Raw genomic sequence first — 22,653 nt, 5'->3', positions numbered from 1 at the left:
CTCACCTGCGCACACGCTCCCAAGGCGCCTCGCGAGAGTGACCACGGTCACATGGCGTCGGCGGGATTTCGCAGGGAGTGGAGGTTACGCCACTCGACGTGAGCATGTCTGCTACGGCATGCTTGTACTTACGACGACTTTTCACATCTGTACAACACCGGCTCTCAGCGGTTGCACCCCCCGTAACCGCTGAGCGAGTTCGGCTCAATCCCCCCCGGAGCCGAACTCCCCGACGACCCCCGTCTCCCCCCGACGGGGGTCGTCCCTTTTCCAGCCCCGGTTCACGTTCCCGGTCAGCGCCACCTTCCGCCCCCGATCCAGAATCGGACCGCGTGACAGGCCGGAAAGTCAGCAGATCGTCAGCGAAGGTCTGTCGAACCCGGTCGGCGTAGTCGTCGGGGGTGTGGGTGTACCGGTCGAGGGTCGTCGACGCCTGCTCGTGCCCCATCACCCGCTGGACGAGGTTGATCGGCACCCCGTCGGTCACGAGCCACGTCGCGTACGAGTGCCCCAGGTCGTGGAAGCGCAGCCCGCCGTACGCCGCCGCTACCTGGGCCACGGCCGCCGCCTCGCTGGGAAACTCCGCTTGGTGCTCGACGCCGGCCCGGTCGGGCCACTGTGCCAACCACCGGCCCGGCGCGACCTCGACCACCGGTTGCCGAAACGACGGCGGCTGTCCGGAGTCGGGCGGTGTCGAGGTCTGTGCGCCAGCGGATGCGTGCGGAGATGGCGCAGAGGAGGCGGTGTTCCAGGGGTGGCACGTCGGGGTCTTCCGGTCGGGCGAGTTCGAACCGGTACCGCTTCGGCCCGTCCGCCTCGTTGACGGCCTGGTCGTGTTGGTTGGTGTCGGCCATGCCGCCGGCGAGGATGGCGCGGATCCAGGCCCGGTTGTCGGCGCGGTGGTCGGCGAGGGTTTTGCCGGACCACTGGCGGGAGACGAGGACGCGCCGGCCGGTGAAGCCGAGGGTGGTGCGTTGGTGGACCTTCCCGGTGCGCGGCCGGGGGGCAAGCCTGGCCTGACGCCGTCGGGTTGGACGCCGTCGGCGGCACCTGGAGTCGGTACGCGCGTGCCGACCGCACGCCGTCACCTTGACCGCCTGAGCCAGGGACTGAGCCGCGATCGGACACGACGGCCCCATCGGCCGACCAATCGCGAAACGGCTACAGCTCCGGCATCGCGCCTTGCGCTAACCGGCGCCTGGTACGTCGCCTGACGGTTTCCGCGATGATCAGCAGACCAGGGAGGGCGCCGAGCAAACAGATCGCGATCAGCGGCCAGTGAATCAGCGCGCTCACCGCTCCGCGGATCTGCGGGACTTCTCCGACGGTGTACGACGCCTGCTGGTCGTAGGTCTGGCATGACAGCGAATAGGTACCGGGCACGGGAACGTCGAAGGAAGCGACCCAGGTATAGGTGGCCGCGTCACCGCCGTAGTCCCCGGGCGCGATGGTGATCAACTTTGCCGGCACGACAGCCCGGTCGGCGCCGATGATTTGGCAGTCAGGATGGCTTGGGGAGAAGCCGACCGCGAAGATCGCATACTGGCCTGCCGCCGGCAGCCTCAATTCCCCCAGCTCATTGGCCGAGGCCGCATACCGGCCCACTGTCCCGTACTCGACCGGGTCGTACGACACGGTGCTGCCCTCAGCGCCAAGTTGCACTGTCGGCTGCGCGAGAAGGGCACCCACCATGGCGACAATTCCGCCAGTGACATAGCCACGTCGAGTCGACACTTGGCTACGCCGCACCCGACCTCGTTCGAGCAGGTGACCGACCGCCGCACCGCAGATTGCCAAGGGAATGCTGCCGAACAGGACTCTCCACCACTGAGCCGTGCCAGTGAGCGGGATTACCCACCGATAGACGGCCATCGTCGCGCCCACAAATACTGCACTGATCACCGTGGCCGCGACGACAGCCGCCACCGCGGCCGAGGCAGCGCGACGCTGACCGGTGTACCAGGTCCATCTCGCTGCCACCACGGCAGCGAGCACAGGCACTGCCCCCACGACCCACCACAGCGCCGTCGAAACCTTGATGTCCTCTTCCCACGGATGAGTCCCCTCGAAGAAGATCAATGGGGCCGGCGCAGTCACGAGCACCCACACCGCCAGAACCCTCGGGCCGGGAAACGCCCGCCCCACCACCCGCCAGGTTGCCGCGATCATCCACCGATCATCGGGCACGGTACTGCTTCTCGAAGGCCCCGATCTTGACCAACCAGCAGCGCCTGACACCAAAGGTGCTACACAGAGTCGTCGCGAACCCATCGAATCGCCGGAATTCGCCACGATCGAATACGCAGCTCTACCGGTCTATCACCTGAGGCATAGGCGAGCAGGGCGCCTATGCCCTGAGAGCGCGTTTCACTTCTCTGTCGGTCGGGTGTTTCACTTCTCTGTCGGTCGGGTGTGTTGAAGGTGCGGCGTTGCCGGCGGGTGGCGGGTCCGCCTCGGGTGAGGCGGGCGAGCATGCCGGCGATGGCGGCCCAGCGGATCATGGCCTCCGAGGTGGCGGGGTGGGTTTCGTAGTCGCGGGCCAGGCGGCGGTGGGCGGTCAGCCAGGCCAGGGTCCGCTCCACCACCCACCGGCGGGGATGGGCGACGAACCCTTGCAGGCCACAGCACAGCACAACCGCATCACCCTGTACCGGTCCGGCTCAGTCGGGAAGGGGGAACCGGGCCCAGGTAGAACCGTCCGTGGTGGTCATGACGTGGTCCGGGCCGATCGCCGACTCGTCGTCCCGGCCGTAGAGCCAGGCGTGACCGGGTGCGGCCCCCACCGATCCGTCGCCCCCGTGGTACTCCCGTGCCTTGGTGAAGTGCCGGCCCCCGTCCCGGCTCACCAGCAGGGACGTGACGAGAGCCGGCGACGTGGTTCCCGACTGGGCGACCAGCAGGCTGCCGTCCGAGCCGATGGTGAACGGCCTGTTCGCCGGTGTCGAGGGCAGGTCCGTGCCGACGTCCGTCCAGGTCGTTCCGCCGTCCGTGGTGCGCAGCACCTGAGACGGACCGGTGACCTCCACCGGCTGGGCGCCGGGCGGCGGCGGAGGCTCGATCAGCAGGTACGCCTCCCGCCCGCTGACCCCGGCCACCGCGACGACGTTCGCTCCCTTGACTGGTCGCCAGGTGTTCCACGTGGCACCCCGGTCGATGCTCCGGGCGACGACCATGACGCCGCCGACGTCACCTGGCCCGTAGGTCACCCAGATCGTCCCGTCCGCACTCGGGTAGATGCTGGACGGCGGATAGGGCGAGGGCGGTTCTCCGTTGAGCCGGTACACCGTCCCGGTCGAGGGATCCACGGCGAGTGGCTGGCGCAGTGCGCCACACCCTCCCTGACAGAAGACGGCACGGGCGTGCGGCGGGAACGTGGACACCGTCACCATCGCCTGCTCCGCGTCCCGCCAGGTCCGGCCGTAGTCGGTGGTGAGGCGGGACGTTTCGCCTTCGAGGACCAGGTAGGAGCGCTCGCCGAGGACGGAGAACTCATGGATGGAGACCGGGGGATACCCCTCCGGGTCCAGCGGAGGGCAGCTCGCCGCCTGGTAGCTGGCCGCGTCCCGGTCGCTCCAGGTCCGGCCGCCGTCCCGGGTGTGCGCGAACCGCAGGGTGCACCCGTTGCCGACCTGGTCGACGCCGACGGCGGAGTCCGGACCGGTCATGAAGAGCTGAGTGCCACGCACCCGGGCCTCCGGAAGCGGGGTCGGACCGGCCTGGTCGACCCGGTGCGGGCCAGCGGCCAGCGGCAGGGCCGCCATGCCGGCGAAGACCACCACGAGTGCCAGCGCGACCCCGCCGGTACGCCGTCGCCGCCGGGCCCGGGCCGCCGACCAGAGGTCGTCGAGAGGTGGCTGCCGGACGGCGGCGGCGACCGTGTCGACGTCGAACCCGGTGATTTCACGATCGGACATCGGCTCTCCCGTTGTTCGCGTAGTCGTTGACGTCGGGGTCGGGGTTGACGTCGGGGTCGGGATCGGAGTCGGTGAGAAGTTTCGCCAGCGCCTGCCGTCCCCGTGACAGGCGGGACTTGACCGTGCCGGCGGAGACGCCGAGGGTGGCTGCGACCTCGGTCACCGGCAGGTCGACCAGGTAGTGGAGAGCCAGCGTGTGCCGCTGACCCTCCGGCAGCTCGCGCAGGGCGGCCAGCAGCGCGAGGTGCTCCGGGGATCGGTCGACGACAACGGGTGAGGGGCCGATCCGGCGCATCAGCCTGTTCAGCACCTGGCGCCGGCGGTGTCGGCTGCGGACGACGTTCACCGCCACCCGCCGCAGCCACGCTTCCGGGTTCTCCAGGCGGGCAAACCGCCGGGGCGCGACCAGCGCCCTGACGAAGGCCTCCTGGACTGCCTCCTGGGCCTCGTTGACGTCCCCGCTCACCGCATACAACTGGACGACCAGCCGCCGGAAACAGCCTGCGTACAACTCGGAGATCAGATCATCGTCGGACACCGTCACCCCCCTCTCCACAACTCCCACTCACCAGCGGGGTGTGAGGTTCCGGGAGAATCGGTCACAGATTCCGGCCAGCGGGAACATGTCCGGAAGCGGTGCAGCCGGAGCAGAAAGTCGGCGATCGGTCAGCGACGGCCCGCTGGCCGGCACAATGACCCCTGGACGGCCGAAAGCCGAGCCCGGAGGGGGCGGCCCGTCCCGTTGGCCGTGCAGAGGAGCAACCATGTGGGACGCTGCGGAGCCGGGCCTCGTACCCGAGCACCTGGGGACCATCAGGTACCAGGGTGAGCCAGTCCTGCTCACTGTCGACGGGCAGGACTTCCGGGTTCGTACGCGTGCCGAGGAGCCCGGCGTGTACGACTTCGACTGGCTCAGCGGGCCGCACGAGTACGGCTTCACGCTCTCCGGACCGGCCGACCCCGTGATGAGCCGGATCGAGATGGAGCAGAACATCCGCGACTTCCTCGCCGGCATCGACCCCGCCACCGGATACCTGGCGGACTGACCGGCACTCCGGGCACGAGGGCGGACACCGGCTCGACCGCTGGGGCCGCCGGGACCGCCCGGGGCCGCCGGGACTGCCTCCTGGTGGGGACCGGCGAGTTGCCGGATCAGGGCAGGCTGGTCGGAAGGCCGAAGTGGGGGAAGACCCCGGGGTCCAGGAACGAGGTGATCGCCGCGACGCGGTCGCCGCGCAGCGTCAGCACGTTGATCGACCAGGCGAGGTGGGTACCAAAGCCGTCGGCGTCGAGGTAGCTCGCCACGGCGGGCTGCCCGTTGGCGTGCGTGGGCAGGTGGCGCCACGTCCCGCACCCGGTCAGCGGCACCCGTACCGCGAAGTCGGTGACCGCCCGGATGCCCGTGTACCAGGCGGGCAGCGGCGGCATGGACCAGGTGACGTCCTCGGTCAGCAGGGCGACCAGGGCGTCCGCGTCGGCGTTCTCCAGCGCCGTGGCGTACCCGTCGACGATCTGCCGCAGCCGCGCGTCACCGATTTTCCGCAGCGTGTGCTGCTGGCTGGCCGGGCCGACCCGGTCCGCGACGAGCCGGCGGGCGCGCGCGAGCGCCGAGTTCACCGACGTGGTCGAAGTGTTCATCATGGTGGCGATCTCGGCGGCCGAGAAACCGAGCACCTCGAACAGCAGCAGTGCGGCCCGCTGGTTGCCGGGCAGGACCTGGAGGGCGGCGACGAAGGCGAGTTCGACGGCTTCCCGCTGCTCGCAGCGCGCGTCCGGATGGGCCGGGCCGTCCGCCAGCTCCCGATCCGGGTACGGACCGAGCCAGGCGACCCGACCCAGCGGTACGTCGCCCAGGACGGCGCGGTCGCTGGCCGGCCCGAGATCCACCGGCAGAGCGCGTCGGCCCCGGGCTGCCACCGTGTCCAGGCAGACGCGGGTCACCACCGCGTACAGCCACGAGCGCAGCGAGGCGCGTCCCTCGAAACGGGGCAGCCCCCGCCAGGCGCGCAGCAGGGCGTCCTGGAGAGCGTCGTCGGCGTCGTGGGTCGAACCGAGCATCCGGTAGCAGTGGGCGTGCAGTTCCCGGTGCAGCGGCGCGACGAGATGGTTGAACGCCTCGTCGTCACCGGCCCGCGCCCGCTCCAGGACCGGATTGTTCGCCACGTCGGTGGGCCGCTCCAGGACCGGAGCGTTCGCCACGTCGGTGGGCCGGTCCGGGGCCGGATCGGTCGACACGTCCACGAGTTGGTCCGGGGCGGTTCGAGAAATGTTCCCCACGAGCGACGATTCTGCCCCACGGCGGGAGTCACCCCTTCGACCGAACGATCCGCACCGCACGCCGGAGGACCTGATGAACCGCACCGCGACCAGCGCACCCACCGTCGGAACCCTGCGCGTCCCCGACGCCACCCTCTACTACGAGGTACGCGGGCGAGGGCCGCTGGTGGTGCTGGTCGGCGCGCCGATGGACGCCACGTCGTTCGCGCCGCTGGCCGACCTGCTCGCCGTCGACCACACCGTGCTCACCACCGACCCCCGGGGCATCCGCCGGAGCCCGGTCGACGACCCCGACCGGGACTCGACGCCCGAGATGCGCGCCGACGACCTCTCCCGGCTGCTGGCCCACCTCGACGCCGGACCGGCGGCGGTCCTCGGCTCCAGCGGCGGGGCGGTCACCGCGCTGGCGCTCGCGCAGGCCCACTCCGGAGGGGTGCACACCGTCGTCGCGCACGAGCCTCCCGTCGACGAGCTGCTCGACGACCGGGAGGAACTGCGGGCGCGTACCGAGGAGATGGTCGCCACGTACCTGGCCGGTGACCCGGTCGGCGCATGGCGGCAGTTCCTGGCCGTGGCGAACATCCAGATGCCCGAGGAGGTGACCGAGGCGATGTTCGCCAGTGAGCGCGACCCGCAGGACGTGGCGGACGAGCATTTCCAGTACGCGCACATGCTGATCCCGACCACCCGCTGGCAGCCCGACCTTGCGGCCCTGCGCGCCGGCGCGACCCGGATCGTGGTCGGCATCGGGGAGGAGTCCACCGGTCAACTCTGCGACCGGACCTCGCGGGCGCTCGCCGCCGGGCTGGGCGTGGCGCCGACCATGTTCCCCGGCGACCACATCGGCTTCGTCGGCGATCCGGAGCGGTTCGCCGTCCGGCTCCGGGAGGTTCTGGCCGAGGGGTGAGGAACCCGCCGACCCGGGCGGTGCACCGCGACGGGCCGGCGTGGTTGGTTGCAGGGGTCCCCTCCTACCGTTTTCTGCCGAGGAGGGGACCCCTGCAACCACCTGACACCCCGGCCCACCACGGGAGAACGCCCCCGGTCTGACACCGGACGACGGCGCGGTTGCTACCGGACGAAGGGCGCAGGCGCTACCGGACGAAGGGCGCGGGTGCTACCGGACGACGGCGCGGGCCGGTGCGGCGACCGGCTGGTAGACGGCCAACGCCCGGCCGTCGCCGTCGGTCACCACCCAGGGATGACCGACCTGCGTGTCCCGCTGGTGGGACTCGCCCGGCGACAGCCGCTCGACGCGCACCCGGTACCCCCAGTGGTTCAGCCAGTAGACGGTCACCTGTCCGGTCCGCTGGTTGACGAACTCGACCGTGGTGTCCGCTCCGCCGTCGACCGAGCGGAGGTCGCGTTCCTTCTCGGCAGGAAGTGGGGTCAGCTCCACGACGTCCGGCGTGGCAGAGCGGGTCGGGGCGGAGGTGGGTCGGCCGCTCGCGGTGGCGTTCCGGTCGCGGGATGGCGTCGGACTGCCCGGTGACGGGGAAACGGAGGCCGGGGAGACGGTCGGGGAGGCCGTCGTGGCGGCCCGCGCCGGGGCTGCCGCCGGCCTCGGTGTCGTGCCGACGAAGGTGGGCAGCGGGAGCGCCGGCACCGACGGGTCGGCCACCGGCCGGGGTACGGGCTCGGTGGCGGTGCCGAGCGCCCAGATCACCGTGCCGGTCACCACTCCCACCATCGCCGCCACCAGCGAGTACGCCAACCAGGGCGAGCGGAACCGCCGTCCGCCGGTCTCCTGTGGCCCGGATGCTTCCGCACGAGTCATGGGTGGCCGATCTCCGCTCGGGTGCAGCCCCGGAAAGGCGGCACGAGTCCACGATTATCCAGATGTGATCTTTGCATGCGTCAATGGACCCCTCGGTCTCGGTCAATCGTGATCACGGCCGGGGGCTGCGGGGACAGACGATCCGACAGCCATCCCCATAGCAGATCGACTTCCCGAACGGGCGCTGTCCACAGGCGCTCCGGTTGTCCACAGGTACGGCCGTCGCACCAGCGGGAGAGGGGCATCTCGGCGCAGTCTCTCGGCAGCACCCCCGAGCCTGACTGCTGGAGGCCGCGATGCCACCCCGTACCGATGTCCGGCCGCGCCGACGACTTCCGCTGGTCGTCACCGCGGACGTCGACCTCCTCGACGACCTCCTCCGGCTCGCCGCAGCCGGCGGTACGGAGGTGGAGGTGGCCGCCGACCCGGCGGCGGCCCGGGCCCGGTGGTCGCCGGCGCCGTTGGTGCTGGTCGGGGGCGACCAGGCGCAACCGTGCCTGCGGGCCCGGTTGCCACGTCGGGCCCGGCTGGTGCTGGTCGGCCGCACGGGCGCGGCCGACCCCGGTTGGGAGGTCGCCGAGCTGATCGGCGCGGAACACGTCGCGACCCTTCCCACGGCGGAACCCTGGCTCATCGACCGGTTCGCCGAGTGCGTGCCACAGCAGGACGCCGTGGCCCGGGTGGTCGCCGTGCTCGGCGGTCGGGGCGGAGCCGGCGCGAGTGTCCTCGCCGGTGGCCTGGCGGTCACCGCCGCCCGGGCCCGGCTCCGGACCCTCCTCGTCGACGCCGACCCGCTCGGCGGCGGGCTGGACCTGGTGCTCGGCTGGGAGCAACTGGAAGGGCTGCGCTGGCCGGCGCTCACCGACGCCGACGGCCGAGTCGACCCGCCCGCCCTGGTCCAGGCCCTGCCCAGCCGGGGGGACCTGGTGGTCCTCTCCGGGGACCGGGGCGACCCGCTGCCGCTGCCCGCACCGGCGATGGCCGCCACGCTCGACGCCGCCCGCCGGGGCCGGGACATGGTCGTGGTCGACCTGCCCCGCCAGCTCGACGACGCCACCGTGCTCGCCCTCCAGGCCGCCGACCGGGTGTTCCTGGTGGTCCCCGCCGAACTGCGGGCCACCGCCGCCGCGGCCCAGGTGGTCACCTCCGCCGCGCCGCACTGCACCGACCTCGCGGTGATCGTCCGGGGGCCCGCGCCGGGTCGGCTCAAGGCCGCCGAGGTGGCCCGGGCACTCGGCCTGCCGCTCGCCGGCACGCTGCGACCCGAGCCGGGCATCCCGCGGGGCCTGGAACGGGGCGAGGCTCCGGCGGCGACCGGCCGTGGCCCGCTCGCTGCCCTCTGCCAGCGCATCGTCGCCGACCTGACCGGTCAGCACGTGGAGGGCGCGGCATGAGGGACCATCCCCGTTCGTCGGACCATCCGGCCGCCGTCGTCGGTGAACTCTCCGCCCGGGTACGCCAGCGCTTCGCCGCCGAGGCCACCCCGGTCACCCCCGCCACGGTCGTCTCCGCGGTGCGCGCCGAGCCCGCTGCCGCCGTCCTCGGTGACACGGTGGTGCTGCGGATGGCCGACCGGGTGCACGACGACCTCGTCGGTGCCGGGCCACTCGGACCGCTGCTAGCCGATGAGCGGGTCACCGATGTGCTGGTCAACGGAACCCGGGTCTGGATCGACCGGGGCGACGGCCTGCGGCAGGTGGCCGTCCCGGTCGGCACCGTGGACGACGTACGTCGGTTGGCGCAGCGCCTCGCGGCCGGCGCGGGCCGGCGACTCGACGACGGCTCTCCGTTCGCGGACGCCCGGCTCGCCGACGGCACCCGGTTGCATGCCGTCCTGCCTCCGGTGGCGACCAGTGGGCCCTACCTGTCGCTGCGGACGTTCCGGCAGCGTCCGTTCACCCTCGACGAACTGGTGGACCACGGCACGGTGTCCCGGCCGGTGGCCCCGCTGCTCGCCGCCGTCGTGGCGGCCCGATTGGCGTACCTGGTCACCGGCGGCACCGGCTCCGGCAAGACCACCCTGCTCAACACGCTGCTCGGGCTGGTGCCGACCACCGAACGGATCGTGCTGGTCGAGGACGCCGCCGAACTGCGTCCGGTGCATCCGCACGTCATCGGGTTGCAGGCGCGGACCTCCAACGTGGAGGGGTCGGGCGCGGTGGGCCTCGCCGACCTGGTGCGACAGGCGCTGCGGATGCGACCGGACCGGCTCGTGGTCGGGGAGTGCCGGGGCGGTGAGGTGGTCGACCTGCTCGCCGCTCTGAACACCGGCCACGACGGTGGGGCCGGAACGCTGCACGCCAACGCCCCGTCGGACGTACCGGCTCGGCTGGAGGCGCTCGGTCTGCTCGGAGGGCTGCCCCGCGCGGCCCTGCACGCCCAGGTGGCCGCCGCCCTCCAGGTGCTGCTCCAGATGCGGCGGGGGCGTAGCGGCCGCGTGCTGGAGTCGGTCTCGCTGCTCCTGCCCGACGGGCCGGACCGCCTGGTCACGGTCGTGCCCGCGTGGGTGCGCGGACGCGGTCCCGGGCCGGCGGCCCGTACCCTCGGCATGCTGCTCCAGCAGCGCGGCGTGCCGGTGCCGCAGATCCTGTCCGAACCGTGGCCCGGCTCGTCGGGGACGTCGTCGTGAGCACTGCGGCCTGGCCGGTGGTGGCGCTGGTGCTCGTGGCCACCGTCGTCATCGGCTGGCCGACGGGCACCGGGCGGTCCCGGTACCGTGCGCTGTTCCGGTCCGGGCGACGCGTCACTCTGCCGGCCGACGGGAACACGACGGCCAACTCGGGACGCGTCACCCACGTCCCAGGGTTCCGGCGGTCCGGCCCGTCGCGCGTCACCGGTCGGCGGCCCCTGGCGGGACCACCCAACCGCCGCGATCCGTGCCGCCCGGCCGGCGTCCCCGTGGGGCCGGCCACCGCTCCAGCCGGTGGGCACACCGGGAGCGGTCCGACCCCACCGGAGCCGGCCATCGAAGCCGCCCGACAGGTCGACGACGCCGGTGGCGGCTTCACCGGCCGCTGGGCGGTGTCGCGCAAGCGGAGCGTCGTTCTGGCGGCCGGTGTCGGAGCGGCCGGCGGCGGGCTGCTCGCCGGGCCGGCGGCCGCCGTGGTGGCTGCCGCGTACGTCGCCCTCGGTGTGCGGGCCCTGCTCCGGCGTCGTGCGATCCGATCGGCGGAACGGCTCCGCCGCCATCGGTTGGATCAGCTCGGCGCGCTCGCCGCCGACCTACGGGCCGGTCTGCCGGTCCCGACCAACCTCACCGACGAGCCCGCCCTGCTGGAGTCCGCCCTGCCGGAGCCCGGCCCGCCGGTCCCGGGCACCGCCGCCGACGGTCCCGCCGTCCCGGGCGGCACCGATCCGGCCGACCGGCGGCAGCGCTTTACCTCCGACACCGTCGGGCCGGTCGGCCCCGATCGGATCGACCGGCTGACCCGTGCGGCGATCCGCCTGGCAGACCGGACGGGTGCGCCGTTGGCGGAACTGGTGGAGCGGATCGAGGCCGACATGCGGGTGATGGACCGTGGCCTGGCCGCTGCGGCCGCCCAGGCCGCCGGGGCCCGGGCCACCGCCTGGCTGCTCGCCGCGTTGCCGCTCGGCGGCATCGCCCTCGGGTACGGCATCGGCGTCGACCCGCTCCGGGTGCTGCTGCACACCCCGGTCGGTGCCGGGTGCGCGGTGGCGGCCACCGCGCTCCAGGTCGTCGGCCTGCTCTGGGCCGAACGGCTCGGCGCCACCCCGGGTGGGGCAGCCTGATGTGCGCCCTGCTCACGGTTCCGGCCGACGGTCACGTCGTCCTGGCCGGCGGCTTCGCTGTGCCGGCCAGTGGTGCCACTGTCCTGACGGGCGGTTCCACCTCCGTCGGTGGTTCCACCGTGCTCGCTCCCGGTCCCGTGGTCGCCGCCGGTCCGGCCGGTGCCGGTACCGCACAGCTCACCGCGGCCGGCCTCCTGCTCGTCGCGGCGCTGGTCGTCGCCGTGACACACCCGCGCATCCACCGCCGGTTCGGCCGGCGGGCACGCCTTTCAGGTGCGGAAGTGAAGGCGACCTCCGGACGGCTGCCGGACGTCATCCGGCTCAGCGCCGGCCTGGCCGGCGTCGCCGTCACGGTGGTCGTCGGCGGGTGGGCCGGAGTGGCCGGGGGAGTGCTGGCTGCGGTGCTCCTCGACCGGCTGCTCCGGAAGATCGAGCCGCCCGCCGTCCGCAACCGGCGGCTCGTGGAGGTCGCCGACCTGCCGCTCGCCGCCGACCTCCTTTCGGCGGCGATGCGGGCCGGGGCACCCGTGGACCGGGCGGTCATCGCCGTGGCGGAAGCGCTCGGCGGGCCACTCGCCGACCGGCTCGGCCGGGTCGGCCGCACCCTTTTGCTGGGCGGAACACCGGAGGAGGCCTGGGCCCACCTCACCCCGGTGAGCGGGGCGGACCGACTGGTGACCGCCGCCGTCCGGTCGGCGCAGAGCGGGGCGGCGCTGTCCGGGGCCCTGAGCCGCCTCGCCGACGACCTGCGGACCGACCGGGCGGTGGCCGCCGAGGCGTCGGCCCGTCGGGCGGGCGTGCTGATCGTGCTGCCGTTGGGGCTCTGCTTCCTACCGGCCTTCGTTCTCGCCGGCCTGGTGCCGGTGATCGTCGCCGTCCTCGGTGACGTGCTCTGACAACTGTCGAGAAAGGACACCCACCGTGCGTAAACTGATGGCCCGCCTGCGCGGGGACGCCGGGATGAACACCGCCGAGTACGCCGTCGGAACCCTTGCCGCCGTCGCCTTCGCCGGCATCCTGTTGAAGGTCCTGACCAGCGGTAACGTGCAGTCGGCGTTGACTGCGGTGATTGACCGGGCGCTGAAGTGACCGGGCGCCGGCGGGTCGGCCGTGCCCGTGCCCGTGCCCCACACGTCACCACGCTGCCCGTCGGCGGTCGAGGAGCCGTCGCCGGGACGGCGGCCGGTGCTGGCCGAGGCTCTGTCGCCGGGGCGAGAGCCGGTGGCGACCGAGAGGCCCTCGCCGCACAGGCGGCGGCCGGTGGTGATCGGGGTTCCTTCACGGCCGAACTGGCGGCCGGCCTGCCGGCGCTGATGCTGCTGCTCCTGGCCGGGCTGACCGTGGTCAGCGCGGCGACCACGAAGGCCACCTGTCTGGACGCGGCCCGGGAGGCGGCGCTCGCCGCCTCCCGGGGCGAGAGCGGGAGGGCGGCCGGCGTCCGGGTCGCCCCGGCCGGGGCCGACATCTCGGTCGAGGTCGGTCAGGAGCGGGTGACCGTGACGGTGCGGGCCCCGGTGCGGACGCTCGGCGCGAACCTGCCCCGGATCACGGTGGCGGCGACCGCCGTGGCCGCCGTCGAGCCCGGCGTCCCGCTTCCCGCGTCGTGACGGTCCCATGTCGACGAGGGGGTGGCGGTTGATCGGCATGAGGAACGAGGAGACGCGGACGGCCGGCCCACACACCGGCCGGCACCCGTGCCGGGCCAACCCACACACCGGCCGGCACCTGTGTCGGGCCAACCCACATGCCGGCCGGCACCTGTGTCGGGCCAACCCACATGCCGGCCGGCACCCGTGTCGGGCCAACCCACACGCCGGGCGGCACCGGTGCCGGGCCGATCGGGGTGGGGCGAGCATCCTGCTGCTCGCGGTGGGCCTGGTCCTCCTGCTGGTCGGGTTGTTCGGTGCGGCGGTGGGGGCGGCCCGTGCGGCTCGACAGCAGGCGCGGGTGGCGGCCGACTTCGCGGCCCTGGCCGGGGCGGGCATCAGCTTCCGGGGCGAGGAGGCCACCTGCCGCCGGGCCGCCGAACTCGCCGCCGCCAACGGTGCCCGGCTGGCCGGGTGCCACCTGGACGGACTTGACGTCCAGGTCACGGCGGAGGTGACGGTCGCCCCGCTCCCCGGGCTGCACCGGAAGGCCGCCGTCACCTCCCGCGCCGGCCCGCTACGCGGCTGAGCCGGAACGCGGGCACTCCGGGGCGGCGGGGTCAGCGGCCCTGGAGGGCGTCCAGTCCGATGGCCATCGCGATGACGAGGCGGCGGTCGATCTGCGGGTGCGCCACCTCGACGGTGTACCGGTCGCGCAGCCCCCACTGCTTGACCACCGAGAAGACCGGCTGGCCACCGGCGGTGAAGTCGAAGTGGTAGGGCAGCCAGGAGAGCGACTCGACGAAGCGTCGCAGCAGGGCCACCGGCATGCTGCGTTCCTGGCCGGTCGTCGGGGGCAGGCCGGGCTGCTCGACGTGCCAGGTGGAGCGCAGCAGCGACTGGGCGAAGTCCTTGCGGAACAGCCCGATCGGGTTGCCGAGGTGGTCGGTGACGTCGTACGTGGCCCCGACGTCGAGCCGCTGGCGGGCCTTGAAGCCGAGCAGGGGCTGCTGCTTGCTGTCGTCGGTGTAGATGGTCACCTGCTCCTTGAAGGCGAGCCGCTTCTGCTGCGCGAAGGCGAGCAGCCCGCCCTCCGAGCCGTCCGGCGCGACCGCGTGGACCTCGTACTGGTTGACCATGAACCGCAGACGTTGCCGAATGTGGAACCGCTGCTGGGCCTGGAGCTGGTTGAGCTGCATGAAGGTTCCTTCCGTCCGATGCGCCCGACTCTCGCACACCTCTTACCCACCGGCACAGTCGATCATCAGATCGACACCGCGACCGATCATCAGATCGGCACCGCAGCTGATGGTCAGATCGGCACCGCGACGCCTCGGGCGGTGCGTACGTCACGGTTGGTTGCGCCGGGGCGGGAGCAGAAGTCAACGGGGGTCGGTGGTGGCGCGCAGGGCCCAGCTGTTGAGGACCTGGTGGATGGCACGCAGGCGTTCGTTGATCTGTTCCAGCCGTTCGGCCTGGGCAAGTTGGGCCAGCGCCGCGCCGAGGGCGATCTGCTGGTCACGGGTCAGGTTCTCCTGGTCGACCGTGTAGAGCAGGTCGACGGTCTCGGCGATGGTGTCGGCCACGACTCCTCCTCGGGGGCATGGAAGCGCTCCCAGAGCAGATGCCCCGAACGGGAGCGGTCTATTCCTGCGTCCTGTCGGCCAGGTTGGCCAGCACCACGTCGAGGACCCGTACCGCGTCCACCCGGCTGAGCGGGTTGTTACCGTTGCCGCACTTCGGGGACTGCACGCAGGACGGGCACCCGGTCTCGCAGCCGCACTCGACGATCACGTCCCGGGTCGCCCGCAGCCACGCCGTCGCCGTCCCGTACGCCCGTTCGGCGAACCCCGCCCCGCCGGGGTGGCCGTCGTACACGAAGACCGTGGGGGCCTCGGTGTCCGGGTGCAGCGCGGTGGAGAGTCCGCCGATGTCCCACCGGTCGCAGGTCGCCACCAGCGGCAGCAGGCCGATCGCGGCGTGTTCGGCGGCGTGCAGCCCGCCCGGCACGTCGGCCGGCTCCACCCCCGCCCCGGTCAGCGCCTCCGGCGTGACGGTGAACCAGACCGCGACCGTCCGCAGTTCCCGGGCCGGCAGGTCCAGCGGGCGGGTGTCGATCACCTCGCCGGAGGAGAGCCGCCGCCGCTGGTACGAGACGACCTGGCTGGTCACGTCGACCTCGCCGAGGAACAACCGGACCGGGCCGGCGTCGACGGACGAGCGGACCGACACCACCGACAACGAGGTGACGTCCCGGGCGTGGGTGGACCAGTCCGGCTCCTCGGCGTGCACCAGCGCGCAGCCGTCCGCCAGATCCAGCTCGTCCACCACGTACGAGACGCCCTGGTGCAGGTAGACCGCGCCGGGGTGGACCAGGAAGTGCGACGAGCCGCCGTCGACCGTGCCGAGCAGGCGTCCGGTCGCCGACTCCACCACGCAGACCGGGGCGCCCCCCTCGCCGCGCAGGTCCACGTCCGGTCGTTCCCGGTGCCGCCAGTACCAGCCGGTCGGCCGCTGCCGCAGCGCCTCCGCAGCGACCAGCGCGTCCACCGCCTCCTTCGCCCCGTCGCCGAAGAGGTCCAGGTCGTCGGGGGTCAGCGGGGCCTCCGCCGCCGCGCAGGCCAGTTGCGGGGCGAGCACGTACGGGTTGGCCGGATCGAGCACGGTCGCCTCGACCGGTGCCCCGAACAGTGCCTCCGGGTGGTGCACCAGGTAGGTGTCGAGCGGGTCGTCCCGGGCCACCAGCACGGCCAGCGCCTCGCCACCGGACCGTCCGGCCCGACCGGCCTGTTGCCAGAGCGAGGCCCGGGTGCCCGGGTACCCGCAGATCAGCACCGCGTCCAGCCCGACCAGGTCGACCCCGAGTTCCAGCGCGTTGGTCGAGGCCAGCCCGAGCAGGTCGCCGTCGAGCAGCGCCCGCTCCAGCTCGCGCCGCTCCTCACGCAGGTAGCCGGCCCGGTAGGCGGCCACCCGCGCGCCGAGCCCCGGCACCGCCTCGTCGAGGGCACGGCGGGCGGTGCTCGCCACCACCTCGGCACCCCGCCGCGACCGGACGAACGCGAGGGTGCGTACCCCCTCGGCGACCGTGTCGGCGAGCAGGTCGGCCGTCTCGCGCAGGGCCGACCGGCGGGTCGGCGTCAGGTCCGGCGACGCGTCGTCGGCGGTGGCGGGCAGCAGCGGCGGCTCCCAGAGGGCGAAGGTCACCCCGCCGCGCGGTGAGGTGTCCTCGGTCACCGCGGCCACCGGCAGGCCGGTGAGCCGTCCGGCCGCGGTCGCCGGGTCACCGGAGGTCGCCGAGGCCAGCACGAACGTCGGCGTGGCCCGGAACCGGGCACACTGCCGCCGCAGCCGGCGCAGCACGTGGGCGACGTGCGAGCCGAAGACGCCCCGGTAGGTGTGGCACTCGTCGACGATCACGTACGTCAGCCGGCGCAGGAAGCCGGACCAGTGCGCGTGCCCGGGAAGGATCCCGTGGTGCAGCATGTCCGGGTTGGTCAGCACGAACCGGGAGTGCCGGCGGATCCACTCCCGCTCGGCGCGCGGGGTGTCCCCGTCGTAGCAGGCGGGGCGTACCCCGGCCAGCTCCAGCCCGGCGACGGCACGGAACTGGTCGGCGGCGAGCGCCTTGGTCGGCGCGAGGTAGAGCACGGTGGCCCGGGGGTCGGCCAGCAGGGTGGCCAGCGCGGGAAGCTGGTAGGCCAGGGACTTGCCGGACGCGGTGCCGGTGGCGACCACCACGTGCTGACCGTCGTACGCCAGGCTCGCCGCCTCGGCCTGGTGCCGCCACGGCGCGACCACGCCGCGACCCTCGAACGCCGCGCGCAGTTCCGGGGTGGCCCACTCCGGCCACGGCACGGGTATCCCGGGCCGGGACGGCACCCGTTCGACGTGGGTGACCGGGTCGGCGACGCTCCGGGCGCGCAACCGGCGCAGCAGCTCGGCCGGGGAACGCCCGGGACCGGAGCCGGTCGACACGGTGGCGGCGGTGGTCACCCTGGCACTCTCGCACCGGGGACCGGCTTTCGACCACCCGGGCCCGGGGTAAGGAGGTGCCCGCCACCGGTGACCTGCTCGGCGCGGCGGCGGAGATGGTTAGATGCCCAGGAGAGTTTGCGGCTCTTGCGAGGGAGGACCGATGGAGCTGTCGCTGGCGACCCACGGCGAGGGCGAGCACACGGTGCTCGAGGTCGGCGGTGAGGTCGACGTCTACACCGCCCCCCGCCTGCGTGAGCGGCTCATCGAACTGATCGACGGTGGTGCCCGTAAGGTCGTGGTCGACCTGGGCCGGGTCGACTTCCTGGACTCCACCGGTCTGGGGGTGCTGGTCGGCGCGCTGAAGCGGCTCCGGTCGGTCGGTGGCAGCTTCGCCCTGGTCTGCGACAAGGAGCCGCTGCTCAAGATCTTCCGGATCACCGCGCTGGACCAGGTCTTCCCGCTCCACCCGACGGTCGCCGCGGCGATCGCCGCCGACCCGTCCGCCCCGGGGGCGTGATGGCGACGGTCCGGCTCTCCTTCTCGCCCGCGCCGGTCCACGTCCGTACCGCCCGCCTGGTGGGGGTGGCGGTCGCCCGGCGTGCCGGCGTACGCGAGGATCTGCTGGACGAGGTGCGGCTCGCCATCGGTGAGGCGTGCACCCGGGCGGTCGCGCTGCACCGGCAGTACGACATCCCCGCCCCGGTGCTGGTGGAGATGTCGGACGGCGGGACGTACGCGGTGCGGGTGGTCGACCGCGCCCCGATCGAGGCTGGTCTCGGGCTGGCGGCGCTGGACGCCGACCAGTTGGCGAACGAGTCGCTGACCGACGAGGCGCTGACGACCGGGGTGGGCTTCGCCCTGCTCGCCGGTTTCGTCGAGGACCTCCAGGTGCGGCCGGTCGACGAGGGAATCGGCACCGAGGTGCGGATGGTCTGGCCCGTGGGTCGCTGACCGGAACCCCCGAAGCCCCGAAGTCCTCGAACAGCAGACCGCCGAGCCCCGACGAACAGCAGACAACCGAAGGTCGTGTCCCCGCGCGGGGACACGACCTTCTTGTCGTGACGCCCGCCTATATCAGATTTCCTCACATATCACAGCGATGAAGATCATCCACATGAGGCGTACCCTCGGTGTGACCTCCGACACTGGATGGGGCTACAGTACGCGAGTTGTCAGCAAGTGTCCCGCCCGTCACCAGCGGCTATAGCTGATCTTCGCTGTCCGCGTCCCGGTGGTGGGCTGGCTCCGCTTGCGAGTCCGCATCCAGGCGTCCGGTCGGTACGTCCCATCGGCCGGCGCGAGTGTTCGGTACAGGAGGACACAGATGTCCGGGATCTTGGCCGCCGACGGCGGCGAGCTCTCCCTTACCGGCGCCAACGTGTCGTACGTCGTCATCGCCGCGGTCATCGCGCTGGTGGCGCTCGTCTTCGCCGCCGCCTTGACCAAGGCGGTACTGGCAGCCGGTAAGGGCACCACCAACATGCAGGAGATCTCCGGGGCGGTCCAGGAGGGCGCCTCGGCCTATCTGCTCCGGCAGTTCAGGACACTCGCGGTGTTCGTGGTCGTCGCCGTCGTACTGCTCTTCCTGCTGCCGGTGCACGACACCGACGGCAGCGAGACCATGGTGAAGATCGGCCGGTCGGCCTTCTTCGTCGTGGGCGCGGCGTTCAGCGCCTTCATCGGCGGGGCCGGGATGTGGCTGGCCACCCGCGCCAACCTGCGGGTCGCCGCCGCGGCCCGGGAGCGGCAGGGCGGTCGCGAGGCGGCGATGAAGATCGCCTTCCGCACCGGTGGCGTGGTCGGCTTCCTCACCGTCGGCCTCGGCCTCTTCGGCGCGGCGCTGGTCGTCCTCGTCTACCGGGGTGACGCCCCGACCGTCCTGGAGGGCTTCGGCTTCGGCGCCGCGCTGCTGGCCATGTTCATGCGGGTCGGCGGTGGCATCTTCACCAAGGCCGCCGACGTCGGCGCGGACCTGGTCGGCAAGGTCGAGCAGGGCATCCCCGAGGACGACCCGCGCAACGCGGCCACCATCGCCGACAACGTGGGCGACAACGTCGGTGACTGCGCCGGCATGGCCGCCGACCTGTTCGAGTCGTACGCGGTCACCCTGGTCGCCGCGCTGATCCTCGGCCGGGCCGCGTTCGGCGAGGAGGGGCTGGTCTTCCCGCTGATCATCTCCACCATCGGTGTGCTCGTCGCGATCATCGGCGTCTTCATCACCCGGCTGCGCGCCTCGGACCGCTCCGGCCTGACCGCGATCAACCGGGCCTTCTACCTCTCCGCCGTGATCTCGGCGGTGCTGGTGGCGATCGCCGCCTTCGCGTACCTGCCGGCGAGCTTCGCCGACCTGGACGGCGGCCTCACCGACGCCGACCAGAACCCGCGTCTGGTCGCCATCGGCGCGGTGGTCATCGGTATCGTGCTCGCCGCCGCCATCCAGGCGCTGACCGGCTACTTCACCGAGACCGACAAGCGCCCGGTGCAGGACATCGGCCGCAGCTCGCAGACCGGCCCGGCCACCGTCATCCTCGCCGGCATCAGCGTCGGCCTGGAGTCGGCGGTCTACTCGGCGCTGCTCATCGGGGCCGGCGTGTTCGGCGCGTTCCTGCTCGGTGGCAGCTCGATCACCCTCTCGCTGTTCGCGGTGGCGCTGGCCGGCACCGGCCTGCTCACCACCGTCGGCGTCATCGTGGCCATGGACACCTTCGGCCCGATCTCGGACAACGCTCAGGGCGTGGCCGAGATGTCCGGTGACATCGACGAGCACGGCGCGCGCATCCTCACCGAACTGGACGCGGTCGGCAACACCACCAAGGCGATCACCAAGGGCATCGCCATCGCCACGGCGGTGCTCGCCGCCACCGCGCTGTTCGGTTCGTACACCGACACGCTGCGCACCGCGTACTCCGACGCGGGGGTGGGCGACGTCGGCGCGGAGATCCTGAACGCGCTCAACGTCGCCAACCCGCGCAACCTGGTCGGCCTGATCATCGGCGCGGCGGTGGTCTTCCTCTTCTCCGGTCTGGCCATCAACGCCGTCTCCCGGTCGGCCGGCGCGGTGGTGATGGAGGTCCGCCGGCAGTTCCGCGAGCTGCCCGGGATCATGGACCGCACCCAGCGCCCGGAGTACGGCAAGGTCGTCGACATCTGCACCCGGGACGCGCAGCGCGAGCTGATGACCCCCGGCCTGCTCGCCATCATGGCCCCGATCGCGGTCGGGTTCGGCCTCGGGCCGGGCGCGCTCGCGTCGTACCTGGCCGGGGCGATCGGCGCCGGCACGCTGATGGCGGTCTTCCTGTCGAACTCCGGCGGCGCCTGGGACAACGCCAAGAAGATGGTCGAGGACGGCGCGTTCGGCGGCAAGGGCTCCGAGTCGCACGCCGCCACCGTGATCGGCGACACCGTCGGTGACCCGTTCAAGGACACCGCCGGCCCGGCGATCAACCCGTTGATCAAGGTGATGAACCTGGTCTCGCTGCTGATCGCCCCGGCCGTGGTGGCCTGGAGCATCGGCGACGACCGGAACACCCCGCTGCGGGTGACCATCGCGGTCGTGGCGACGCTGGTCATCGTCGCGGCGGTGCTGCTCAGCAAGCGCAAGGGCGTGACGATGTCCGACGCCGACGGCGGCTCGGGCGGCACCGCGTCCGGCAGCCCGGACCAGCGCTCGGAGCCGGTCCGCGCCTGAGTCGCGCCCCGGTTCCCCGGTCGGCACGCCGCCGGCCGGGGGACCGGGCGGTTCCGTCGATGTCCGGGACCCCGGTGGTCGTCGATGACCGGAGCTACGACGGTCCGTCGATCACCGGACCCGGCGGCCCCGTCGGCCGGGTGACCGGAGCGGGTCCGCCCTCGGGCGGCCCGGACGGGTCGACCCCGGGTCGGCATCGACGGGTGGGTGGCGCATCACGACGGAGGCCGTACGCTGCAACGCATGCGTACGTGCCGGGCGGCGACCGCCGGAAAGCTCACGGTGGTCCTGGCCACGATCGTCCTCGTGGCCGGTGCGTGCGGTGCCGGTCCGACGCCCCGGGTCTGGGCCGCGACGGTCTGCGAGGCCCTCACCCCCTGGCGTATCGAGATCAACAAACTCACCAGCAGCACCCAGCAGCAGATGACCGCGCAGACCACCCCCGCGCAGGCCAGGGAGAACCTGGTCCGGCTCTTCGCCGGGGCCGAGGAGGCCAGCGAGACCGCCCGCCGTGCGGTCGAGGCGGCCGGCGTGCCGGACACCGAGCACGGCGAGCAGGTCTCGGCCGGTTTCCTCGACTCGCTGGCGAAGGTCCGGGACGCCTACGGCCGGGCGCGGAGCACCATCGCGGGGCTGGGCACCGGCCAGCCGGCCGCGTTCTACGACGGGGTACGGGCCGCCGTGGACACCCTCAACAAGGAGTACGACGCGAGCGCGCTGGACACCAGCAAGCTCAACTCGGAAGAACTCAAACAGGCCTTCGACGAGGTCCCGGAGTGTCGCTGACGCCGCCATCCGACGCGCCGACCGGTCCCGGTCCGGTCCGGCAGCTCTCCCTGTTCGGTACGGAGGCGGCCGACCCGTCCCCCGCCGACCTGGCCGGACTGCTCGCCGGGCCGGCCCAGATCGTCCGGATGGGCGGCACCGCCCGGCTGTCGGTCGTGGTGGACGTCGCCTGGCGGGTGCACGTGCTCGTCGCCGAGCTGGCCCGGCGTGGACTGAACGCGAGCTGGGAGGCGACCGGGGACGGGCACCGGGTTCGCACCTCGTACACCAGCGCCCTGGCCCCGCTCGCGGCGTCCTGGCTCTCCGACGGCCCGGTGCCCGACGGGCCGCCGCCGGGCACCCCGGCGTCCCGTGCCGCGACGGCGGACGGGGACGACGGTGCAGGCGGGCGACCGGACGCGGCCGACCGGGCGGGCAGTGGACCCGACGGGGACGGTCGAACAGGCGGGCGACCGGACGGGGCCGACCGGGCGGGCAGTGGACCGGACGGGGACGACGGTGCAGGCGGGCGACCGGACGGGGACGGCCGCGTGGCGGGTCCACCGGCCGCTGCCGAGGATCCGGTGCGCAAGCGGCCTCCCGCCACCTTCCATCTCAACGGCCGCCGGCTCCGGCTCTGGGTGGCCGCGGCGGGGGTCGCCGAACCGTCCGGCTTCCGGCTGCACCTCGGCCCGGCCGACGAGCCCTGCTGGGAGACCGTCGGTCGGGCGCTGGCCGCCGTCGGACTCCCCTCGACGTTCCTCGACGCCGGAGCGGAGGGGCCGGCCTACCGGATCAGCGGGCGGCGGCGTCTGGCCCGGCTGGCCGAGCTGGTCGGTGACCGACCGGTGGCCGCACCGGTGACCGGATGGCCGTCCGGTCCGGCCTAGTGTCGGTGACTGTAAGTAGCGACTCGCCCGC

General features: G+C 73.0%; 23 protein-coding genes and 2 pseudogenes. 14 read left to right on the top strand and 11 right to left on the bottom strand.

Features of this window, described 5'->3' with window-relative positions:
* Nucleotide 1: 1 nt before the first annotated feature.
* From GA0070618_RS34585 to GA0070618_RS07870, 6 genes and pseudogenes are all read right to left on the bottom strand, one after another.
* Nucleotides 2-475: a hypothetical protein gene (locus tag GA0070618_RS34585; RefSeq protein ID WP_331253131.1), complete on the bottom strand. Its 474-nt coding sequence runs from the start codon at nucleotides 473-475 to the stop codon at nucleotides 2-4.
* On the bottom strand, nucleotides 360-1,139 hold the full coding sequence (locus GA0070618_RS35320) for a replication initiator (protein ID WP_331253130.1): 780 nt from the start codon (nucleotides 1,137-1,139) through the stop codon (nucleotides 360-362). The genes GA0070618_RS34585 and GA0070618_RS35320 overlap by 116 nt, the downstream gene beginning before the upstream one ends.
* A 22-nt stretch (nucleotides 1,140-1,161) precedes the next feature.
* Nucleotides 1,162-2,169, bottom strand: a complete 1,008-nt coding sequence (locus GA0070618_RS07885; RefSeq protein ID WP_088981052.1) for a hypothetical protein — start codon at nucleotides 2,167-2,169, stop codon at nucleotides 1,162-1,164.
* A 77-nt stretch (nucleotides 2,170-2,246) separates the two neighbouring features.
* A pseudogene (locus GA0070618_RS34580) lies at nucleotides 2,247-2,621 on the bottom strand (hypothetical protein); the annotation flags it as partial.
* Nucleotides 2,622-2,660: 39 nt separating this feature from the next.
* Complete coding sequence (locus GA0070618_RS07875) at nucleotides 2,661-3,914, bottom strand: hypothetical protein (protein WP_088981051.1); 1,254 nt, start codon at nucleotides 3,912-3,914, stop codon at nucleotides 2,661-2,663.
* Entirely contained in the window at nucleotides 3,901-4,452 is a 552-nt protein-coding gene (locus GA0070618_RS07870) for an RNA polymerase sigma factor (RefSeq protein ID WP_088985365.1), read from the bottom strand. The genes GA0070618_RS07875 and GA0070618_RS07870 overlap by 14 nt, the downstream gene beginning before the upstream one ends.
* Nucleotides 4,453-4,678: 226 nt before the next feature.
* On the opposite strand from GA0070618_RS07870, the gene GA0070618_RS07865 reads away from it, so the two are divergent.
* A complete protein-coding gene (locus GA0070618_RS07865; RefSeq protein WP_088981050.1) occupies nucleotides 4,679-4,960 on the top strand; it encodes a hypothetical protein in 282 nt (93 codons plus the stop codon).
* Nucleotides 4,961-5,066: 106 nt separating this feature from the next.
* On the opposite strand, the gene GA0070618_RS07860 is transcribed toward GA0070618_RS07865, so the two are convergent.
* On the bottom strand, nucleotides 5,067-6,191 hold the full coding sequence (locus GA0070618_RS07860; RefSeq protein ID WP_231931652.1) for a sigma-70 family RNA polymerase sigma factor: 1,125 nt from the start codon (nucleotides 6,189-6,191) through the stop codon (nucleotides 5,067-5,069).
* Nucleotides 6,192-6,264: 73 nt separating this feature from the next.
* Here GA0070618_RS07860 and GA0070618_RS07855 point away from each other — a divergent pair, with 73 nt between their 5' ends.
* On the top strand, nucleotides 6,265-7,098 hold the full coding sequence (locus tag GA0070618_RS07855) for an alpha/beta fold hydrolase (protein WP_088981049.1): 834 nt from the start codon (nucleotides 6,265-6,267) through the stop codon (nucleotides 7,096-7,098).
* Nucleotides 7,099-7,308: 210 nt separating this feature from the next.
* Here the strand turns inward: GA0070618_RS07855 and GA0070618_RS34575 are convergent, their stop codons facing one another.
* Complete coding sequence (locus GA0070618_RS34575; protein ID WP_231931651.1) at nucleotides 7,309-7,968, bottom strand: hypothetical protein; 660 nt, start codon at nucleotides 7,966-7,968, stop codon at nucleotides 7,309-7,311.
* A 296-nt stretch (nucleotides 7,969-8,264) separates the two neighbouring features.
* On the opposite strand from GA0070618_RS34575, the gene ssd reads away from it, so the two are divergent.
* The 7 genes from ssd (at nucleotide 8,265) to GA0070618_RS35310 (ending at nucleotide 13,893) form a co-directional block, all read left to right on the top strand.
* Entirely contained in the window at nucleotides 8,265-9,362 is a 1,098-nt protein-coding gene (gene ssd, locus GA0070618_RS07845; RefSeq protein WP_088981048.1) for a septum site-determining protein Ssd, read from the top strand.
* Nucleotides 9,359-10,597, top strand: coding sequence for a TadA family conjugal transfer-associated ATPase (locus GA0070618_RS07840; protein ID WP_088981047.1), 1,239 nt, complete (start codon nucleotides 9,359-9,361; stop codon nucleotides 10,595-10,597). The genes ssd and GA0070618_RS07840 overlap by 4 nt, the downstream gene beginning before the upstream one ends.
* On the top strand, nucleotides 10,594-11,718 hold the full coding sequence (locus tag GA0070618_RS35315) for a type II secretion system F family protein (protein ID WP_331253129.1): 1,125 nt from the start codon (nucleotides 10,594-10,596) through the stop codon (nucleotides 11,716-11,718). Before GA0070618_RS07840 ends, GA0070618_RS35315 begins: the two co-directional genes overlap by 4 nt.
* Nucleotides 11,719-11,999: 281 nt before the next feature.
* Entirely contained in the window at nucleotides 12,000-12,614 is a 615-nt protein-coding gene (locus GA0070618_RS33960; RefSeq protein ID WP_231931813.1) for a type II secretion system F family protein, read from the top strand.
* A 37-nt stretch (nucleotides 12,615-12,651) separates the two neighbouring features.
* Nucleotides 12,652-12,807 carry a DUF4244 domain-containing protein gene (locus GA0070618_RS07825; RefSeq protein ID WP_172900371.1) on the top strand — a complete coding sequence of 52 codons (156 nt, stop codon included), beginning with the start codon at nucleotides 12,652-12,654 and terminating at the stop codon, nucleotides 12,805-12,807.
* Nucleotides 12,808-12,860: 53 nt separating this feature from the next.
* The gene (locus GA0070618_RS07820; protein WP_331253154.1) at nucleotides 12,861-13,325 is read left to right on the top strand and encodes a TadE family type IV pilus minor pilin; all 465 of its coding nucleotides are present in this window, start codon (nucleotides 12,861-12,863) and stop codon (nucleotides 13,323-13,325) included.
* Between the two features lie 151 nt (nucleotides 13,326-13,476).
* On the top strand, nucleotides 13,477-13,893 hold the full coding sequence (locus tag GA0070618_RS35310; protein ID WP_088985361.1) for an Rv3654c family TadE-like protein: 417 nt from the start codon (nucleotides 13,477-13,479) through the stop codon (nucleotides 13,891-13,893).
* Nucleotides 13,894-13,924: 31 nt separating this feature from the next.
* Here GA0070618_RS35310 and GA0070618_RS07810 read toward each other — a convergent pair whose 3' ends face one another.
* The 3 genes from GA0070618_RS07810 to GA0070618_RS07800 form a co-directional block, all read right to left on the bottom strand.
* Nucleotides 13,925-14,503, bottom strand: coding sequence for an LURP-one-related/scramblase family protein (locus GA0070618_RS07810; RefSeq protein ID WP_088981044.1), 579 nt, complete (start codon nucleotides 14,501-14,503; stop codon nucleotides 13,925-13,927).
* A 183-nt stretch (nucleotides 14,504-14,686) separates the two neighbouring features.
* On the bottom strand, nucleotides 14,687-14,890 hold the full coding sequence (locus GA0070618_RS07805; protein WP_088981043.1) for a hypothetical protein: 204 nt from the start codon (nucleotides 14,888-14,890) through the stop codon (nucleotides 14,687-14,689).
* A 58-nt stretch (nucleotides 14,891-14,948) separates the two neighbouring features.
* Nucleotides 14,949-17,297, bottom strand: a complete 2,349-nt coding sequence (locus tag GA0070618_RS07800; protein ID WP_143740439.1) for a DEAD/DEAH box helicase — start codon at nucleotides 17,295-17,297, stop codon at nucleotides 14,949-14,951.
* A 142-nt stretch (nucleotides 17,298-17,439) separates the two neighbouring features.
* Here GA0070618_RS07800 and GA0070618_RS07795 point away from each other — a divergent pair, with 142 nt between their 5' ends.
* The 5 genes and pseudogenes from GA0070618_RS07795 to GA0070618_RS07775 all read left to right on the top strand — a co-directional run.
* Nucleotides 17,440-17,796: an STAS domain-containing protein gene (locus GA0070618_RS07795; protein WP_088981042.1), complete on the top strand. Its 357-nt coding sequence runs from the start codon at nucleotides 17,440-17,442 to the stop codon at nucleotides 17,794-17,796.
* Complete coding sequence (locus GA0070618_RS07790; RefSeq protein ID WP_172900271.1) at nucleotides 17,796-18,230, top strand: ATP-binding protein; 435 nt, start codon at nucleotides 17,796-17,798, stop codon at nucleotides 18,228-18,230. The genes GA0070618_RS07795 and GA0070618_RS07790 overlap by 1 nt, the downstream gene beginning before the upstream one ends.
* A 373-nt stretch (nucleotides 18,231-18,603) precedes the next feature.
* Complete coding sequence (locus GA0070618_RS07785; protein ID WP_088981040.1) at nucleotides 18,604-20,967, top strand: sodium-translocating pyrophosphatase; 2,364 nt, start codon at nucleotides 18,604-18,606, stop codon at nucleotides 20,965-20,967.
* Between the two features lie 243 nt (nucleotides 20,968-21,210).
* Entirely contained in the window at nucleotides 21,211-21,753 is a 543-nt protein-coding gene (locus GA0070618_RS07780) for a hypothetical protein (RefSeq protein ID WP_088981039.1), read from the top strand.
* A gap of 11 nt (nucleotides 21,754-21,764) precedes the next feature.
* Nucleotides 21,765-22,070 (top strand): annotated as a pseudogene (locus GA0070618_RS07775) (hypothetical protein); the annotation flags it as partial.
* Between the last annotated feature and the right edge of the window lie 583 nt (nucleotides 22,071-22,653).

It is taken from the genome of Micromonospora echinospora (assembly GCF_900091495.1).
In the GTDB taxonomy this organism is placed as follows: domain Bacteria; phylum Actinomycetota; class Actinomycetes; order Mycobacteriales; family Micromonosporaceae; genus Micromonospora; species Micromonospora echinospora.
This window is presented reverse-complemented; position numbering and strand designations above follow the sequence as displayed.

Coding starts and splice junctions, on each gene's coding strand:
- GA0070618_RS35320 (WP_331253130.1), bottom strand. CDS start 1,139: ATGGGGCCGTCGTGTCCGATCGCGGCTCAGTCCCTGGCTCAGGCGGTC.
- GA0070618_RS07885 (WP_088981052.1), bottom strand. CDS start 2,169: ATGATCGCGGCAACCTGGCGGGTGGTGGGGCGGGCGTTTCCCGGCCCG.
- GA0070618_RS07875 (WP_088981051.1), bottom strand. CDS start 3,914: ATGTCCGATCGTGAAATCACCGGGTTCGACGTCGACACGGTCGCCGCC.
- GA0070618_RS07865 (WP_088981050.1), top strand. CDS start 4,679: ATGTGGGACGCTGCGGAGCCGGGCCTCGTACCCGAGCACCTGGGGACC.
- GA0070618_RS07855 (WP_088981049.1), top strand. CDS start 6,265: ATGAACCGCACCGCGACCAGCGCACCCACCGTCGGAACCCTGCGCGTC.
- GA0070618_RS34575 (WP_231931651.1), bottom strand. CDS start 7,968: ATGACTCGTGCGGAAGCATCCGGGCCACAGGAGACCGGCGGACGGCGG.
- ssd (WP_088981048.1), top strand. CDS start 8,265: ATGCCACCCCGTACCGATGTCCGGCCGCGCCGACGACTTCCGCTGGTC.
- GA0070618_RS07840 (WP_088981047.1), top strand. CDS start 9,359: ATGAGGGACCATCCCCGTTCGTCGGACCATCCGGCCGCCGTCGTCGGT.
- GA0070618_RS07825 (WP_172900371.1), top strand. CDS start 12,652: ATGGCCCGCCTGCGCGGGGACGCCGGGATGAACACCGCCGAGTACGCC.
- GA0070618_RS07810 (WP_088981044.1), bottom strand. CDS start 14,503: ATGCAGCTCAACCAGCTCCAGGCCCAGCAGCGGTTCCACATTCGGCAA.
- GA0070618_RS07795 (WP_088981042.1), top strand. CDS start 17,440: ATGGAGCTGTCGCTGGCGACCCACGGCGAGGGCGAGCACACGGTGCTC.
- GA0070618_RS07790 (WP_172900271.1), top strand. CDS start 17,796: ATGGCGACGGTCCGGCTCTCCTTCTCGCCCGCGCCGGTCCACGTCCGT.
- GA0070618_RS07785 (WP_088981040.1), top strand. CDS start 18,604: ATGTCCGGGATCTTGGCCGCCGACGGCGGCGAGCTCTCCCTTACCGGC.
- GA0070618_RS07780 (WP_088981039.1), top strand. CDS start 21,211: ATGCGTACGTGCCGGGCGGCGACCGCCGGAAAGCTCACGGTGGTCCTG.